Here is a 16055-nt window from a genome sequence, read left to right on the forward strand (position 1 = left end):
GGGCCGCACATCGCGCGGCCCACTCCTTTTCAACGCCGGTTCGAGAGGCTTGTTCATGGCCGACCACGCAACCCACGACGCCCAGGCTCGGGCCAGCCTGCACTTGCTGGTGCGGGACATCGAGCGGGTCCGCCGGCAGGTGGACGCACTGCGCACGCTCACCGCCCAGTTGGGCAACGTCTACCGCCCGCGCCGCTCCGGCCCGTCCACGGGCTTCGTCGTCTACGGACGCGCTCCCGCCCCGACGGTTCGTCTCGCCCAGGAGCTGCGGGACAGTGTCGAGACCCTGGTGACGGCGGCCGTGGACTTCGACCGCTCTCTCGGCTTCTCGTGGGACGCGGTGGGCTCCGCCCTCGGCGTGACCAAGCAGGCGGTGCACCGCCGCTACGGCGCCCGCCGCGCCGTGACCCAGGCGGCGGCCGAGGCCGAGCGCACGACGGAGACGACGGCCACCCGCACGGTGAGCGTCAACACCGGCATCCCGTCGGTCCCCACGGTCCCCGCGGCACGGTCGATGCCCACCCAGCCCACGGCCACGACCCCCGCCCTCCGAGAAGACCCCCGCCCCCCAGCCTTCCCGTCCCCCCGCAACGGCTGACACCCCCTCCCCCCCCACGCCCCCGCCCTCCCCCACCGACACCGGGAGGCCGGGGGCACAAACATCTCCGCACCGGTTCACCCCGCCGGCGCGGGGCCTCCGGCGCCCCCAAACCCCTGCCACTGCGGCACCCATCCCCGCGGCTGCGGGGCTACGCGCCACGGCGGACGCTCACCTCCGCGGATGCGGGTCCGCGTGACGCGGCGGACACTCACGCCTCATCGCCGCGCACTCAACCAATTGCTCACCGCACCCGACACACCCGCTGCCGCTGCCGCTGCCAGAAGTCGTGCTGCTGAGGCGCTCAGCCGCCCAGGAGCCCGCCAGCGCGAGCGCCCCGACGCCCCGAAACCCCTGCCACTGCGGCTGCAGCACACCCGCCCCCATGCCCCACCCGCCGCCGCTGCGGGCAGTCGTGCCGCTGGGGCGGCACGGGTGGGCGCTGGGGGTGCCCCCTCTGGGGGAGGCACCCCGCCAGCGCGGGCGAGCGCACCCACGGCACCCGCACCCCGCACCCAACCCCCCGTCACCCAATGTCCGGCGGATCGATCCGCACCCGAACCGCCGCCTCCCCACCGGCCCCACCCCGAGCCATCCGGGCAGCCTGCGCAGCCTTGAGCGCGGCGGCCAGCGCCGTCCCCCTCCCCGGCGGCACCCGGATCAACGCCCGCTCCCACCGCTCCCCCGGCGGCGGCCCGCCCGCCCGCCGAGGCCGCCCAGGGGCGGTGACCGGCACCGGGACCGGCCCCAGCACCTCCGCCTCCCCCGGCAGTTCCACGGCCCCCAGAAACTCCCCCACGGCCTCCGCCGTCCCCGACACCGCGGCCATCCGGGACACCGGCGGAAACCCCAGCTCGGCCCGCTCCGCCAGCTCCCGCACCGCATGTCCCACGGGGTCCCACCGCACCAGCGCCTGCACGGGCCGCAGGGTCGGCTCGGCCACCACCACCACGGTCCCCCCGTCCCCCTGCGGCCGCACCAGCGCCGCGGCCCCGATCCACCGCCGCAACGCGTCCTCACCGGCCCGCAGATCGGGCCGCCCCACCATGGCCCACCCGTCCAGCAGCAGGGCCGCCGCGTAACCGCCCTCCGCCACCGGCTCGGCCCCCGGGGTACTCACCACCAGCGCCGGCACCCCCGGCACCGTGTCCAGCACCTGCTCCCGCCCGGACGTCCGCACCGGCACAGCCGGAAACGCCCGCCCCAGTTCCTCCGCGGTCCGCCGGGCCCCCACGACCTGCGCCCGCAGCCGGAACCCCCCGCACTCCGCGCAGTGCCAGGCGCCTTCCTCCCGCCCGCACCACCCGCACCGCAACGCCCCCGCGTCCTGCGCCTCCAGCGGCCCCGAACAGTGCCGGCACCGAGCGGGCGCCCGGCAGTTGGCGCACGCCAGCCGCGGCACGTACCCGCGCCGGGGCACCTGCACCAGTACCGGCCCCTGCCGCACCGCGTCCCGGACCACCTGCCAGGCCAGCGTCGGCAGCCGCGCGGCCCGAGCGGCCTCGTCCCGGGCCAGGTCCCCGTCGCTCACCGTCCGCACCAGCGGCGCGGCCCCCCGCACCTGCTCCCGCCCGGCGACCAGCGGCCGGGCCCACCCGCTCTCCACCAGCTGGGCGGCCTCGACGGTGCAGCTCCAAGCCCCCAGGAGGAACGCGCACTTGTCCTGCGCGGCCCGCAGCAGCAACACATCCCGCGCATGCGGCTGAGGAGCGTGCGGCTCGCTGTGACTGTCGTCCCCGTCGTCCCAGATGACCACGAGCCCGAGATCCCGCACCGGCGCGAACATGGCCGCCCGCGCCCCCACGACGGCGCGCACGGCCCCCCGGCGCACGGCGAGCCACTCCCGGTACCGCTTCTCGGGCCCGGCATCGGCGGTGAGCACGGCGTGCCGCCCCTCCCCCAGCAGCGCCGTCAACGCGGCGTCCACCCGCGCGACGGCCCGCCCGTCCGGCACCACGACCAGCGCCCCCCGGCCGGAGGCCAGCGTCGCCGCGACCGCCCGGGCGATCTCCTCGCTCCACTCGGGCCCGGGCAGGGCGTTCCACACGGCCCGAGGCACCCCGCCCGAGGCCAGCGCCCGCACGAACGCCCCGCCGTGCTCGTACCGCTCCCAGGACCCCGCCTCCGGCGCCGCCGGTACCGGCAACGGCTCCGGCGAGGGCCGCTGCTCGGCCCGGGCACTGCGCGGCGGAACGGCGAGCTGCAGCACATCGGCCAGGCTCCCCGCGTACCGGTCCGCGACGGCCCGGGCCAGCCCCAGCAATTCCTCGTCGAGAACCCGCTCCGGGGACACCACCTGGGCCAGCGCGGCGAGCGGCCCCGAGTAGTCCGACTCGGCCAGCCGCTCGATCAGGAACCCGTCGATCAGCCCCCCGCCCTCACGGCGCCCGTCGCGCACCCGGTGCCGCCCGGCCCCGAACCGCACCCGCACCCGCACCCCGGGCTGCGCGTCGGCGTCCAGCTCCTCGGGCACCGCGTAGTCGAAGTACCGGTCGAGGTGCAGCACCCCCTTGTCCACCAGCACCCGCGCGACCGGCAGCTGCGGAGCAAGCGCCGCCCCCCGCCAGGTCCGCGGCTTGGCCCGCGGCCCCTTGGCCTTGCGCACACTCTCCCGAATGAACGCGAGCTGCTCGGGCGGCGCCCCCTCGGCCCCACCCCCGACCTGCCCGTCCTCGCTGCTCACGCTTGCATTCTTACCAAATGCCACTGACAGCGGCGCCACCCGGACATACGCGAGGCCCGGCACCCCCGAAGGGGCGCCGGGCCTCGTCAGCCGTACGGGATGCGGAGCCCTACAGCCCCGCCGCCGCGCGCAGCGCGTCCACGCGGTCCGTGCGCTCCCAGGTGAAATCGGGCAGCTCACGGCCGAAGTGGCCGTACGCGGCCGTCTGGGCGTAGATCGGGCGGAGCAGGTCGAGGTCGCGGATGATCGCGGCCGGGCGGAGGTCGAAGACCTCGTCGATGGCCTTCTCGATCTTCTCGGCGTCGATCTTGGCGGTGCCGAAGGTCTCGACGAACAGACCGACCGGCTCGGCCTTGCCGATGGCGTACGCCACCTGGACCTCGCAGCGGGAGGCGAGGCCCGCGGCGACGACGTTCTTGGCGACCCAGCGCATCGCGTACGCGGCCGAGCGGTCCACCTTGGACGGGTCCTTGCCGGAGAAGGCACCGCCGCCGTGGCGGGCCATGCCGCCGTACGTGTCGATGATGATCTTGCGGCCGGTGAGGCCCGCGTCGCCCATCGGGCCGCCGATCTCGAAGCGGCCGGTGGGGTTGACCAGCAGGCGGTAGTTCTCCGTGTCCAGCTTGATGCCCTCGTCCAGGAGCGCCTTCAGCTCCGGCTCCACGACGAACTCGCGGATGTCGGGGGCGAGCAGGGACTCCAGATCGATGTCGCTCGCGTGCTGCGAGGAGACGACGACCGTGTCGAGCCGGACGGCCTTGTCGCCGTCGTACTCGATGGTGACCTGCGTCTTGCCGTCGGGGCGCAGGTAGGGGATGGTGCCGTTCTTGCGGACCTCGGACAGCCGCTTCGACAGGCGGTGCGCCAGGAAGATCGGCAGCGGCATCAGCGTCGGCGTCTCGTCGGTCGCGTAGCCGAACATCAGGCCCTGGTCACCGGCGCCCTGGCGGTCCAGCTCGTCCTCGTCGCCCTCGACCCGGGTCTCGTACGCCGTGTCGACGCCCTGCGCGATGTCGGGGGACTGCGCGCCGATGGACACGGAGACACCGCAGGAGGCGCCGTCGAAGCCCTTCTTGGAGGAGTCGTAGCCGATCTCGAGGACCTTGTTGCGGACCAGCGTCGCGATGTCCGCGTACGTCTTGGTCGTGACCTCGCCGGCCACGTGCACCAGGCCGGTGGTGATCAGCGTCTCGACGGCGACCCGGGAGGTCGGGTCCTCGCGCAGAAGCGCGTCGAGAATGGTGTCGCTGATCTGGTCAGCGATCTTGTCGGGGTGACCCTCGGTCACGGACTCCGAGGTGAACAGGCGACGGGACACAACGCTCCCTGGGGTTGCAGCGGCTGCTGGCTGATCATTGGTGGACGGGACGGGGGCTGCGCCCGGCGTCGTCCGTGAACAGTTTATCGGTCGCGCTCACCCGCGGGCCCACCCGTCTCGCCTCTCGGGAGCGCTGTGACCTGCGGCACGGGCATTCTGCCCAATCCTGCGCGGCCTTGGCCAGGGGCGCCACGCCCCAAAGTGCGCGGTTTCGCAGGCCCTGCGACGAATGCGACGGTCAGCCGAGCCGGACGGCCACCAGATCCCACACGGTTTCGGCCAGCGCTTCCTTGGGGCCGTAGGGGACCGGCGTCTCGGTGCCGTCGGCGCCCAGCACCACGGCCTCGTTCTCCTCGGCGCCGAAGGTCTTGCGCTCCCCCACCTCGTTCACCACCAGCAGGTCGCAGCCCTTGCGTGCCAGCTTGGTGCGGCCGTTGGCCAGCACGTCGTCGGTCTCGGCGGCGAAGCCGACGACCACCTGGCCGGGGCGGGCGCGGTCGGCGGAGATCTCCGCGAGGATGTCCGGATTCCGCACCAGGACGATCGGGTCCGGGTCCTGGCCGTCCTTCTTCTTGATCTTCCCGGTGGCGTAATCGGCAGGCCGGAAGTCCGCGACCGCCGCGGCCATGACCACCGCGTCGGCGTCGGCGGCCGCCTTCAGCACCGCCTCCCGCAGCTGTACGGCCGTACCGACCTGGACGACGTCCACGCCCGCCGGGTCCGGCAGCCCGGTGTTCGCGGCGATCAGCGTGACCCGGGCGCCGCGCGCGGCGGCGGTGCGGGCGAGGGCGTAGCCCTGCTTGCCGGAGGAGCGGTTGCCGAGGAAGCGGACCGGGTCGAGGGGCTCGCGGGTGCCGCCGGCGCTGACCACGACGTGCCGCCCGGTGAGGTCGGGCTCGGTGACGCCCCGGGCCAGCACCCGGCGGCAGACCTCGTAGATCTCCGCGGGGTCCGGCAGCCGGCCCTTGCCGGTGTCGGCGCCGGTGAGGCGGCCGACGGCGGGCTCAATGACGACGGCGCCCCGGCGGCGCAGGGTCGCCACGTTCTCCTGGGTGGCCGGGTGCTCCCACATCTCGGTGTGCATGGCGGGGGCGAACACGACCGGGCAGCGGGCGGTGAGCAGGGTGTTGGTCAGCAGGTCGTCGGCGAGGCCGTGCGCCGCCTTGGCGAGCAGGTCCGCGGTGGCCGGGGCGACCACCACCAGGTCGGCGTGCTGGCCGATGCGGACGTGCGGCACCTCGTGGACGTCGTCCCACACCTCGGTCGAGACGGGGTTGCCGGACAGGGCCGACCAGGTCGCGGCGCCGACGAAGTGCAGCGCGGAGGAGGTGGGCACCACCCGGACGTCGTGTCCCGACTCGGTCAGCCTGCGCAGCAGCTCACAGGCCTTGTACGCGGCGATGCCACCGCTGACCCCCAGAACGACCCTCGGCTTGTCCACGGTCTCTCCCCGGCTCGGAACACGCTCGGAACACGTACAACCCCATGACACACCACAGGCCCGGCAGCATGACTGCCGGGCCTGTGGAAAAGACTGCTGCAAGCGGTGAATACTACTGCGCCGGGCCCTCGACGGCCTCGGACGTCAGCAGCCCCGCGTTGATCTCCCGGAGGGCGATCGAGAGCGGCTTCTCGTGGACGTGGGTGTCGACGAGCGGACCGACGTACTCGAGGAGGCCCTCGCCGAGCTGCGAGTAGTACGCGTTGATCTGGCGGGCCCGCTTGGCCGCGTAGATCACGAGGCTGTACTTCGAGTCGGTGGCCTCGAGGAGCTCGTCGATCGGCGGGTTGATGATGCCCTCGGGCGCGGAGATGGAAGAGGACACGCTCTACCTTCCGATGGATGGGAAAGATTAAGTCAGGCGATCAGAGACGATCACACAACGTCCATCAAGGCTAGCAGCTCGCGCGCCACGTCCTCGACGGAGGTGTTGACCAGGGTCTCGTCGAACTCCCGCTCGGCGGCCAGTTCGACCTTCGCCGCCTGGAGCCGACGCTCGATCACCTCGGGCGGCTCGGTGCCCCGGCCGGTGAGCCTGCGCACCAGCTCCTCCCAGGAGGGAGGAGCCAGGAACACCAGATGAGCCTCTTCCATGGAGTCGCGGACCTGCCGGGCGCCCTGGAGGTCGATCTCCAGCAGGACGGGCTCGCCCGCCTCCAGACGCTCCAGCACGGCCGCGCGCGGCGTGCCGTAGCGGTTGCCCGCGAACTCGGCCCACTCCAGCAGCTCGCCGTTGGCGATCAGCTTGTCCATCTCCTCGTCGGTGACGAAGAAGTAGTGGACTCCGTGCTTCTCGCCGGGTCGGGGCTTGCGGGTCGTCGCCGACACCGAGAGCCAGACCTCGGGGTGTTCCTTGCGCATATGGGCGACGACCGTGCTCTTGCCGACCCCAGAGGGGCCGGAGAGCACGGTCAGCCGCGGACGTTCACTCATGCAGCGATTATTCCAGCAATCCCGGGGTGCCCGGGACTCCCTTCCCGGCGGTGCCGGGATCAGGAGCCGGTGCTGCCGAACTCACGCTCCAGGGAAGCGATCTGGTTGGAGCCGAGGCCACGCACACGGCGGCTCTCGGAGATGCCGAGTCGCTCCATGATCTGCTTGGCGCGGACCTTGCCCACGCCCGGCAGCGACTCAAGAAGGGCGGAGACCTTCATCTTGCCGATGACGTCGTTCTCCTGGCCCTGCTTGATGACCTCGTGAAGGGAGGCGCCGGAGTGCTTGAGTCGATTCTTGACCTCGGCCCGCTCCCGGCGAGCCGCGGCGGCCTTTTCGAGCGCGGCTGCGCGCTGTTCAGGGGTAAGGGGCGGAAGAGCCACGCCTACGTCACCTCGGATGTTGACTGTCGGATACGGACCGGTGAGGAACCTAGTCGCCCCACACCTGCGGAGGTACGAGCAACACGCTTGCCCGTTCTCTGCTCGGAGACTAGCGGGCAAGTCCGCCAGAGTCAGCGAGAACAGCGGAAAAGTCCTGGTCAGCCTCCGCCAGGACGGACATTTAAGACATACTGCCCTGGATTTGAGGATGTATTCAGACTCAAGTCGGCCCGCGGTCACTCATCGGCGGACTCGAACAAGCGTCTAAATACTGCCGATCGAGCGTCTCATACTCGCGATCGGCGTCCCCGCGGGACTCACCCGGCGGTCACGGCCGCCCGGATCTCCTCCGCGAACCGCTCGGCGGACGCGCGCAGCGCCCCGACGTCGGGACCGTGCCGCAGCACCCCCCGGCTGACGTTCGGTACCACATTGCGCACCGCCGCCCCGAAGACCCGGGGAAGGTCGGCCGCAGTGGCCCCCTGGGCGCCGATGCCGGGCGCCAGGAGCGGGCCGTTGATCCTCAGGTCGTAGGAGGACAGATCGCCGAGCGTGGCGCCGACGACCGCCCCGAAGGAGCCGAAAGGCTCCTCCCCCTCGTTCTCGGCGGCCAGGTGGGCCAGCATCGTCGCGCCGACGTCCCGGCCGTCCGCGCGGATCGCGTGCTGGACCTCGCCGCCCTCCGGGTTGGAGGTCAGCGCCAGCACGAACAGTCCCGCGCCGCTCTCCCGCGCCAGCGCCACGGCGGGTGAGAGCGAGCCGTAGCCGAGGTACGGCGAGACGGTCAGCGCGTCCGAGAACAGCGGGGAGTCCTTGTGCAGGAAGGACTCGGCGTACGCGGCCATGGTCGAGCCGATGTCGCCGCGCTTGGCGTCCATGACGACCAGCGCCCCGGCCGCCCGCGCCTCCTCCACCGACTTCTCCAGCACGGCGATCCCGCGCGACCCGAAGCGCTCGAAGAACGCGCTCTGCGGCTTCAGCACGGCGACCCGGTCGGCCATGGCCTCGACGACGGTACGGCTGAACCGCTCCAGTCCCGCGAGATCGTCGTCCAGGCCCCACTCCGAGAGCAGTGCGGCGTGCGGATCGATGCCGACGCACAGCGGGCCCCGCTCGTCCATGGCACGGCGCAGCCGCGCGCCGAAGGGTTCCAGGGTCATGCGGCCTTCCTCACGTCGGCGCCGACCGCGTCGGCGAGGGTGGCGTACGGGCTGGTGCGCAGGCGGGCGGCGAGCCCCTTGTGGATCGCGCGGCCCCAGAAGGGCCCTTCGTAGACGAAGGCGCTGTATCCCTGGACCAGCGTGGCGCCGGCCAGGATGCGCTGCCAGGCGTCCTCGGCGTTCTCGATGCCGCCGACGCCCACCAGGGTGATGCGGTCGCCCACGCGCGCGTAGAGGCGCCGCAGCACCTCCAGGGAGCGGGCCTTGAGCGGGGCGCCGGACAGCCCGCCGGCCTCCTTGACCAGGGCGGGTTCGGAGGTCAGACCGAGGCCCTCGCGCGCGATGGTGGTGTTGGTGGCGATGATCCCGTCCAGGCCGAGCTCGACCGCGAGGTCGGCGACGGCGTCGATGTCCTCGTCGGCGAGGTCCGGCGCGATCTTGACCAGGAGCGGGACGCGGCGCGTGGTGACGGTCCGGTCGGCGGCCTCGCGCACGGCGGTCAGCAGCGGGCGCAGCGCCTCGGTGGCTTGGAGGTTGCGCAGCCCCGGCGTGTTCGGCGAGGAGACGTTCACGACGAGGTAGTCGGCGTACGGCGCCAGCCGCTCGGTCGACTTCACGTAGTCACCGGCCGCCTCGGCCTCGGGCACCACCTTGGTCTTGCCGATGTTCACGCCCACGACCGTCCTGAAGACCGGGTCGCGGGAGGCCAGGCGGGCGGCGACGGCCAGTGAGCCCTCGTTGTTGAAGCCCATGCGGTTGATCAGCGCCCGGTCCGGTACGAGCCGGAAGAGCCGCTTCTTGGGGTTGCCGGGCTGCGCCTCCCCGGTCACGGTGCCGATCTCGACGTGGTCGAAGCCGAGCATCGACATGCCGTCGATGGCGACCGCGTTCTTGTCGAAGCCGGCGGCGAGCCCGAAGGGCCCGTGCATCCGCAGCCCGAAGGCCTCGGTGCGCAGCTCCTTGTGGCGGGGCGCGAGCGCGGCGGCGATGAACGTGCGCAGCACCGGGATGCGCACGGCGAGCCGGATCCAGCGGAAGGCCAGGTAGTGCGCCCGCTCGGGATCCATCCGCTTGAAGACGAGGTTGAAGAAGATCTTGTACATGGTCCTCACCAGGAATGTGGTGTCCGCACCAGGAAGGGCGGTCCGGTGTCCTCACCAAGAGGGGGACACCGTTTCCGGTGTCCCCCTCAGGGCTGCTAGTCGCGGGCCGCGGTCAGGTGTTCGGCGTGTTCCTGGAGCGACCGGACGCCCACGTCGCCGTGGTTGAGGGCGTCGATGCCCTGTACCGCGGCGGCCAGCGCCTGCACGGTCGTCAGGCAGGGCACGGACCGCGCCACGGCGGCCGTACGGATCTCGTAGCCGTCCAGGCGGCCGCCCGTGCCGTAGGGGGTGTTGACGATGAGGTTGACCTCGCCGTCGTGGATGAGCTGGACGATGGTCTTCTCGCCGTTCGGGCCGGTGCCCTCGGACTGCTTGCGCACCACGGTGGCGTTGATGCCGTTGCGCTTGAGGACCTCGGCGGTGCCGGAGGTGGCGAGCAGCTCGAAGCCGTGCGCGACCAGCTCACGGGCCGGGAAGATCACCGAGCGCTTGTCGCGGTTGGCCACCGAGATGAAGGCGCGGCCCTTGGTGGGCAGCGGGCCGTACGCGCCCGCCTGCGACTTGGCGTACGCCGTGCCGAAGACGGAGTCGATGCCCATGACCTCGCCGGTGGAGCGCATCTCCGGGCCGAGGACGGTGTCCACACCGCGGCCGTGGATGTCGCGGAAGCGCGACCACGGCATGACGGCCTCCTTGACGGAGATCGGCGCGTCCAGCGGCAGCTCGCCGCCGTCCCCGGTGCGCGGCAGCAGCCCCTCGGCCCGCAGCTCGGCGACGGTCGCGCCGAGCGAGATCCGGGCGGCGGCCTTCGCCAGCGGCACCGCGGTCGCCTTCGAGGTGAAGGGGACCGTACGGGACGCGCGCGGGTTGGCCTCCAGGACGTAGAGGATGTCACCCGCCATCGCGAACTGGATGTTGATCAGGCCGCGGACGCCGACGCCGCGGGCGATGGCCTCCGTGGACGCCCGGAGCCGCTTGATGTCGAAGCCGCCGAGGGTGATCGGGGGCAGCGCGCACGCGGAGTCGCCGGAGTGGATGCCGGCCTCCTCGATGTGCTCCATCACGCCGCCGAGGTAGAGCTCCTCGCCGTCGTAGAGCGCGTCCACGTCGATCTCGATCGCGTCGTCCAGGAAGCGGTCGACGAGGACCGGCCGGGTCGGGCTGATCTCGGTCGACTCGGCGATGTAGGACGACAGCCGGGTCTCGTCGTAGACGATCTCCATGCCGCGCCCGCCGAGGACGTACGACGGCCGCACGAGGACCGGGTAGCCGATCTCGTCGGCGATGGCCTTGGCCTCGGCGAAGGTGGTGGCGGTGCCGTGCTTGGGGGCCGGGAGGCCGGCCTCCTTGAGGACGCGGCCGAAGGCGCCGCGGTCCTCGGCGGCGTGGATCGCCTCCGGGGACGTACCGACGACCGGGACGCCGTTGTCCTTCAGCGCCTGCGCCAGGCCCAGCGGCGTCTGGCCGCCGAGCTGCACGACGACGCCCGCGATCGGACCGGCCTTCGCCTCCGCGTGGACGATCTCCAGCACGTCCTCCAGCGTCAGCGGCTCGAAGTACAGGCGGTCGGAGGTGTCGTAGTCGGTGGAGACGGTCTCCGGGTTGCAGTTGACCATCACGGTCTCGTACCCGGCCTCGCTCAGCGCGAAGGAGGCGTGGACGCAGGAGTAGTCGAACTCGATGCCCTGGCCGATCCGGTTCGGGCCGGAGCCGAGGATGATCACCGCGGGCTTCTCGCGCGGGGCGACCTCGGTCTCCTCGTCGTAGGAGGAGTAGAAGTACGGCGTCTTCGCCGCGAACTCGGCGGCGCAGGTGTCGACCGTCTTGTAGACCGGGCGGATGCCGAGCGCGTGCCGCACCTCGCGGACGACGTCCTCGCGCAGGCCGCGGATCTCGCCGATCTGCTGGTCGGAGAAGCCGTGCCGCTTGGCCTCGGCGAGCAGCTCGGGGGTCAGCTCGGGCGCCTCGGCGAGCTCGTCGGCGATCTCCTTGAGCAGGAAGAGCTGGTCGACGAACCAGGGGTCGATCTTCGTGTACGCGAAGACCTCCTCGGGCGTGGCGCCCGCGCGGATGGCCTGCATGACGGTGTTGATCCGGCCGTCGGTGGGGCGGACGGACTCCTCCAGCAGCGCGGCCTTGTCGCCGGGCTCGCCGACGAAGGTGAACTGGCTGCCCTTCTTCTCCAGCGAGCGCAGCGCCTTCTGGAACGCCTCGGTGAAGTTGCGGCCGATGGCCATGGCCTCGCCGACCGACTTCATGGTGGTGGTCAGCGTGGAGTCGGCGGACGGGAACTTCTCGAAGGCGAACCGGGGGGCCTTGACGACCACGTAGTCGAGCGTGGGCTCGAAGGAGGCCGGGGTCTCCTGGGTGATGTCGTTCGGGATCTCGTCGAGGGTGTAGCCGACGGCGAGCTTGGCGGCGATCTTGGCGATCGGGAAGCCGGTCGCCTTGGAGGCGAGCGCGCTCGACCGGGACACGCGCGGGTTCATCTCGATGACGATGACCCGGCCGTCCTCGGGGTTGACCGCGAACTGGATGTTGCAGCCGCCGGTGTCGACGCCGACCTCGCGGATGATCGCGATGCCGACGTCGCGCAGCACCTGGTACTCGCGGTCGGTCAGCGTCATCGCGGGGGCGACGGTGATCGAGTCACCGGTGTGCACTCCCATGGGGTCGAAGTTCTCGATGGAGCAGACGACCACGACGTTGTCGTGCTTGTCGCGCATCAGCTCCAGCTCGTACTCCTTCCAGCCGAGGATGGACTCCTCCAGGAGCACCTCGGTGGTCGGCGAGAGCGTGAGGCCCTGCCCGGCGATGCGGCGCAGCTCCTCCTCGTCGTGGGCGAAGCCGGAGCCGGCGCCGCCCATGGTGAAGGACGGACGGACGACGACCGGGTAGCCGCCGAGGGTCTCGACGCCCTTGAGGACGTCGTCCATGGTGTGGCAGATGACCGAGCGGGCGGACTCGCCGTGGCCGATCTTCTTGCGGACCTCCTCGACGACCACCTTGAACTGGTCGCGGTCCTCGCCCTTGTGGATCGCCTCCACGTTGGCGCCGATCAGCTCGACGCCGTACTTCTCCAGGACGCCGTTCTCGTGCAGCGAGATGGCGGTGTTGAGCGCCGTCTGGCCGCCCAGGGTGGGCAGCAGGGTGTCCGGGCGCTCCTTGGCGATGATCTTCTCGACGAACTCGGGGGTGATCGGCTCGACGTAGGTGGCGTCGGCGATCTCCGGGTCGGTCATGATCGTCGCCGGGTTGGAGTTGACCAGGATGACGCGCAGGCCCTCGGCCTTGAGCACGCGGCACGCCTGCGTGCCGGAGTAGTCGAACTCGGCGGCCTGGCCGATGACGATCGGGCCGGAGCCGATGACCAGGACGGACTGGATATCGGTGCGCTTAGGCACGCTGGCCCTCCATCAAAGACGTGAAGCGGTCGAACAGGTAGGCGGCGTCGTGCGGGCCGGCCGCCGCCTCGGGGTGGTACTGGACGCTGAAGGCCGGCTTGTCGAGCAGCTGCAGGCCCTCCACCACGTTGTCGTTCAGGCAGACGTGGGAGACCTCGGCGCGGCCGAAGGGGGTGTCGGAGACCTTGTCGAGCGGGGCGTCGACGGCGAAGCCGTGGTTGTGCGCGGTGACCTCGACCTTGCCGGTCGTACGGTCCTGCACGGGCTGGTTGATGCCGCGGTGGCCGTACTTCAGCTTGTACGTGCCGAAGCCGAGCGCGCGGCCCAGGATCTGATTGCCGAAGCAGATGCCGAACAGCGGCGTGCCGCGCTCCAGGACCGCCTGCATGAGGGCGACCGGGTGGTCGGCGGTGGACGGGTCGCCCGGACCGTTGGAGAAGAACACGCCGTCGGGCTGGACCGCGTACACGTCCTCGGCGGTCGCGGTCGCCGGCAGGACGTGCACCTCGATGCCGCGCTCGGCCATCCGGTGCGGGGTCATGCCCTTGATGCCGAGGTCGATGGCGGCGACGGTGAACTTCTTCTCGCCGATCGCCGGGACGACGTACGGCTCGCTGGTGGCGACCTCGGCGGAGAGGTCGGCGCCCGTCATCTCGGGGGCCTGGCGCACCTCGGAGATCATGGTGCCCTCGTCGGGCAGGGCGTTGCCGGAGAAGATGCCGACGCGCATGGCGCCGCGCTCGCGCAGATGACGGGTCAGCGCGCGCGTGTCGATGCCGGAGATCCCGACGACGCCCTGCCGGCGCAGCTCCTCGTCCAGCGAGCGCCGGGAGCGCCAGTTGGACGGCACGCGCGCGGGGTCGCGCACGACGTATCCGGCGACCCAGATCCGCTTCGACTCGGAGTCCTCGTCGTTGACGCCGGTGTTGCCCACGTGCGGGGCGGTCATCACGACGACCTGGCGGTGGTACGACGGGTCGGTGAGGGTCTCCTGGTAGCCGGTCATCCCGGTGGAGAACACGGCCTCGCCGAAGGTCACCCCCACGGCCCCGTAGGCACGGCCGCGGAAGATCCGGCCGTCCTCCAGGACGAGGACGGCGGGAACCCTGGTGGCTCCCCTGGTGGAGGTCGTCATCGTGCGCCTTCCGTGTCGTTGATCATCTGGTTCAGGGTGTCGACCCATTCGGTATGCTCGGCCGCCGTGTCCGAGCGGAAGCCGGAGTCGATCAGGCGGTCGCCGTGCGCCCAGGTCACCACGAGCAGTCCGCCCTCGGTCAGGACCTTGCCGGCGATGCCCTTGTCGAGCCGGGCCTCGCGCAGCTGCCCGGCCGGGACGAAGAAGTCGCTCGCCCCGGGGCGTACGACGTCCAGGCCCGCCTCCGTCAGCGTGAGCTCGACCCGGCTGCGGGTGCCCAGGCCGTGCGCCACGATGCGGTCGAGCCACTGCCCGGCGGTCGTGGAGCCGTGGTACCGGCCGCTCATCGTCAGTGTGGCCTCGCCCGGCTCGGACGGCGCGCTGGGCAGCTCGGGCAGGTCGCCCTGGAGCGTGCCGCGCCATTTCCAGCCCTCGCGCATCAGCCAGTAGACGAGCGCGACGAAGAGGGCCAGTCCGACGAGCCAGCCGATCCGGGCGGCCCAGTCGGTCACCTCGGCCGACTTCTGTTCGGCGAGCAGAGTTACAGGTGTCACGTGAGCTTCCCGTCGACGAGCGTGGCCTTGCCCCGGAGCCACGTGTGCGTCACACGGCCCGGCAGCTCACGCCCCTGGTACGGAGTGTTGCGGCTGCGCGAGGCGAAGCCCGCGGGGTCCACGGACCCACGGTATTCCGTGTCGACGAGCGTGAGGTTGGCGGGCTCACCAGCCGAGACGGGGCGGCCGTGGCCCGTCGCCCGCCCGATCTCGGCGGGCTTGACGGACATGCGCTCGGCGACCCCGGCCCAGGTGAGGAGCCCGGTGTCCACCATGGTCTCCTGGACCACTGACAACGCGGTCTCCAGGCCGACCATGCCCATGGCGGCCGCGGCCCACTCGCAGTCCTTGTCCTCGTGCGGGTGCGGGGCGTGGTCGGTGGCGACGATGTCGATCGTGCCGTCGGCGAGCGCCTCGCGCAGCGCCAGCACGTCACGCTCGGTGCGCAGCGGCGGGTTGACCTTGTAGACCGGGTTGTACGTCCGCACCAGCTCGTCGGTGAGCAGGAGGTGGTGCGGGGTGACCTCGGCGGTGACGTCGATGCCGCGGGACTTGGCCCAGCGCACGATCTCGACGGACCCGGCGGTCGACAGGTGGCAGATGTGGACGCGGGAGCCGACGTGCTCGGCGAGCAGGACGTCCCGGGCGATGATCGACTCCTCGGCCACCGCGGGCCAGCCCCCGAGTCCCAGCTCGGCGGAGACGACGCCCTCGTTCATCTGGGCGCCCTCGGTCAGCCGCGGCTCCTGCGCGTGCTGCGCGACGACGCCGCCGAAGGCCTTCACGTACTCCAGCGCCCGGCGCATCATCACGGCGTCGTCGACGCACTTGCCGTCGTCGGAGAAGACGGTGACACCGGCCGCCGACTCGTGCATGGCGCCCAGCTCGGCGAGCTTCTTGCCCTCCAGGCCGACGGTGACGGCACCGATGGGCTGGACGTCGCAGTAGCCGTGCTCCTGGCCGAGCCGGTAGACCTGCTCGACCACGCCGGCGGTGTCGGCGACGGGGAAGGTGTTGGCCATGGCGAACACGGCGGTGTAGCCGCCGCCGGCCGCCGCGCGCGTGCCGGTCAGGACGGTCTCGGAGTCCTCGCGGCCGGGCTCGCGCAGATGGGTGTGCAGATCGACCAGGCCGGGCAGCAGCACCTTGCCGGCCGCCTCGACGACCTCGGCGCCCTCCGCGCTCAGCCCGGTGCCCACCTCGGCGATGGTCGCGCCGTCGATCAGGACGTCCTGCGGCTCGCCGCCGAGCACCTTCGCACCACGGATCAGGATCTTGCTCAT

At 71.9% G+C, this 16055-nt stretch carries 13 protein-coding genes; 1 reads left to right on the forward strand and 12 read right to left on the reverse strand.

The annotated features are described in order from the left end of the window. Positions 1-55 precede the first annotated feature (55 nt). Positions 56-598 (forward strand): hypothetical protein, encoded by a 543-nt coding sequence (locus ACWD1Z_RS17270; protein ID WP_389420683.1) that lies wholly within the window; start codon positions 56-58, stop codon positions 596-598. A 526-nt stretch (positions 599-1124) separates the two neighbouring features. Here the strand turns inward: ACWD1Z_RS17270 and ACWD1Z_RS17275 are convergent. The 12 genes from ACWD1Z_RS17275 to ACWD1Z_RS17330 all read right to left on the reverse strand — a co-directional run bounded on the left by ACWD1Z_RS17275 (position 1125) and on the right by ACWD1Z_RS17330 (position 16055). Further along, entirely contained in the window at positions 1125-3281 is a 2157-nt protein-coding gene (locus ACWD1Z_RS17275; protein ID WP_451119477.1) for a primosomal protein N', read from the reverse strand. Positions 3282-3390: 109 nt separating this feature from the next. Next, entirely contained in the window at positions 3391-4599 is a 1209-nt protein-coding gene (gene metK, locus ACWD1Z_RS17280; RefSeq protein WP_389420685.1) for a methionine adenosyltransferase, read from the reverse strand. A gap of 238 nt (positions 4600-4837) precedes the next feature. Next, positions 4838-6040, reverse strand: coding sequence for a bifunctional phosphopantothenoylcysteine decarboxylase/phosphopantothenate--cysteine ligase CoaBC (coaBC, locus tag ACWD1Z_RS17285; protein ID WP_451119479.1), 1203 nt, complete (start codon positions 6038-6040; stop codon positions 4838-4840). 112 nt (positions 6041-6152) lie between these two features. Further along, complete coding sequence (gene rpoZ / locus ACWD1Z_RS17290) at positions 6153-6425, reverse strand: DNA-directed RNA polymerase subunit omega (RefSeq protein ID WP_003988945.1); 273 nt, start codon at positions 6423-6425, stop codon at positions 6153-6155. 50 nt (positions 6426-6475) lie between these two features. Further along, positions 6476-7033: a guanylate kinase gene (gmk, locus tag ACWD1Z_RS17295; protein ID WP_389420687.1), complete on the reverse strand. Its 558-nt coding sequence runs from the start codon at positions 7031-7033 to the stop codon at positions 6476-6478. 59 nt (positions 7034-7092) lie between these two features. Next, positions 7093-7416 carry an integration host factor gene (locus ACWD1Z_RS17300; RefSeq protein ID WP_003977346.1) on the reverse strand — a complete coding sequence of 108 codons (324 nt, stop codon included), beginning with the start codon at positions 7414-7416 and terminating at the stop codon, positions 7093-7095. 317 nt (positions 7417-7733) lie between these two features. After that, positions 7734-8576: an orotidine-5'-phosphate decarboxylase gene (gene pyrF, locus ACWD1Z_RS17305; RefSeq protein WP_451119480.1), complete on the reverse strand. Its 843-nt coding sequence runs from the start codon at positions 8574-8576 to the stop codon at positions 7734-7736. Then, positions 8573-9679: a quinone-dependent dihydroorotate dehydrogenase gene (locus ACWD1Z_RS17310; protein WP_451119482.1), complete on the reverse strand. Its 1107-nt coding sequence runs from the start codon at positions 9677-9679 to the stop codon at positions 8573-8575. Before ACWD1Z_RS17310 ends, pyrF begins: the two co-directional genes overlap by 4 nt. Before the next feature lie 95 nt (positions 9680-9774). Beyond that, positions 9775-13083: a carbamoyl-phosphate synthase large subunit gene (gene carB, locus ACWD1Z_RS17315; protein ID WP_451119483.1), complete on the reverse strand. Its 3309-nt coding sequence runs from the start codon at positions 13081-13083 to the stop codon at positions 9775-9777. Next, on the reverse strand, positions 13076-14218 hold the full coding sequence (gene carA, locus ACWD1Z_RS17320; protein WP_451119484.1) for a glutamine-hydrolyzing carbamoyl-phosphate synthase small subunit: 1143 nt from the start codon (positions 14216-14218) through the stop codon (positions 13076-13078). Before carA ends, carB begins: the two co-directional genes overlap by 8 nt. Beyond that, complete coding sequence (locus ACWD1Z_RS17325) at positions 14215-14772, reverse strand: PH-like domain-containing protein (RefSeq protein WP_451119485.1); 558 nt, start codon at positions 14770-14772, stop codon at positions 14215-14217. Before ACWD1Z_RS17325 ends, carA begins: the two co-directional genes overlap by 4 nt. Then, positions 14769-16055, reverse strand: coding sequence for a dihydroorotase (locus ACWD1Z_RS17330; RefSeq protein WP_451119487.1), 1287 nt, complete (start codon positions 16053-16055; stop codon positions 14769-14771). Before ACWD1Z_RS17330 ends, ACWD1Z_RS17325 begins: the two co-directional genes overlap by 4 nt.

This window comes from Streptomyces sp. NPDC002784, assembly GCF_053592135.1.

Coding starts and splice junctions, on each gene's coding strand:
- ACWD1Z_RS17270 (WP_389420683.1), top strand. CDS start 56: ATGGCCGACCACGCAACCCACGACGCCCAGGCTCGGGCCAGCCTGCAC.
- gmk (WP_389420687.1), bottom strand. CDS start 7,033: ATGAGTGAACGTCCGCGGCTGACCGTGCTCTCCGGCCCCTCTGGGGTC.
- pyrF (WP_451119480.1), bottom strand. CDS start 8,576: ATGACCCTGGAACCCTTCGGCGCGCGGCTGCGCCGTGCCATGGACGAG.
- ACWD1Z_RS17310 (WP_451119482.1), bottom strand. CDS start 9,679: ATGTACAAGATCTTCTTCAACCTCGTCTTCAAGCGGATGGATCCCGAG.
- carA (WP_451119484.1), bottom strand. CDS start 14,218: ATGACGACCTCCACCAGGGGAGCCACCAGGGTTCCCGCCGTCCTCGTC.
- ACWD1Z_RS17330 (WP_451119487.1), bottom strand. CDS start 16,055: ATGAGCAAGATCCTGATCCGTGGTGCGAAGGTGCTCGGCGGCGAGCCG.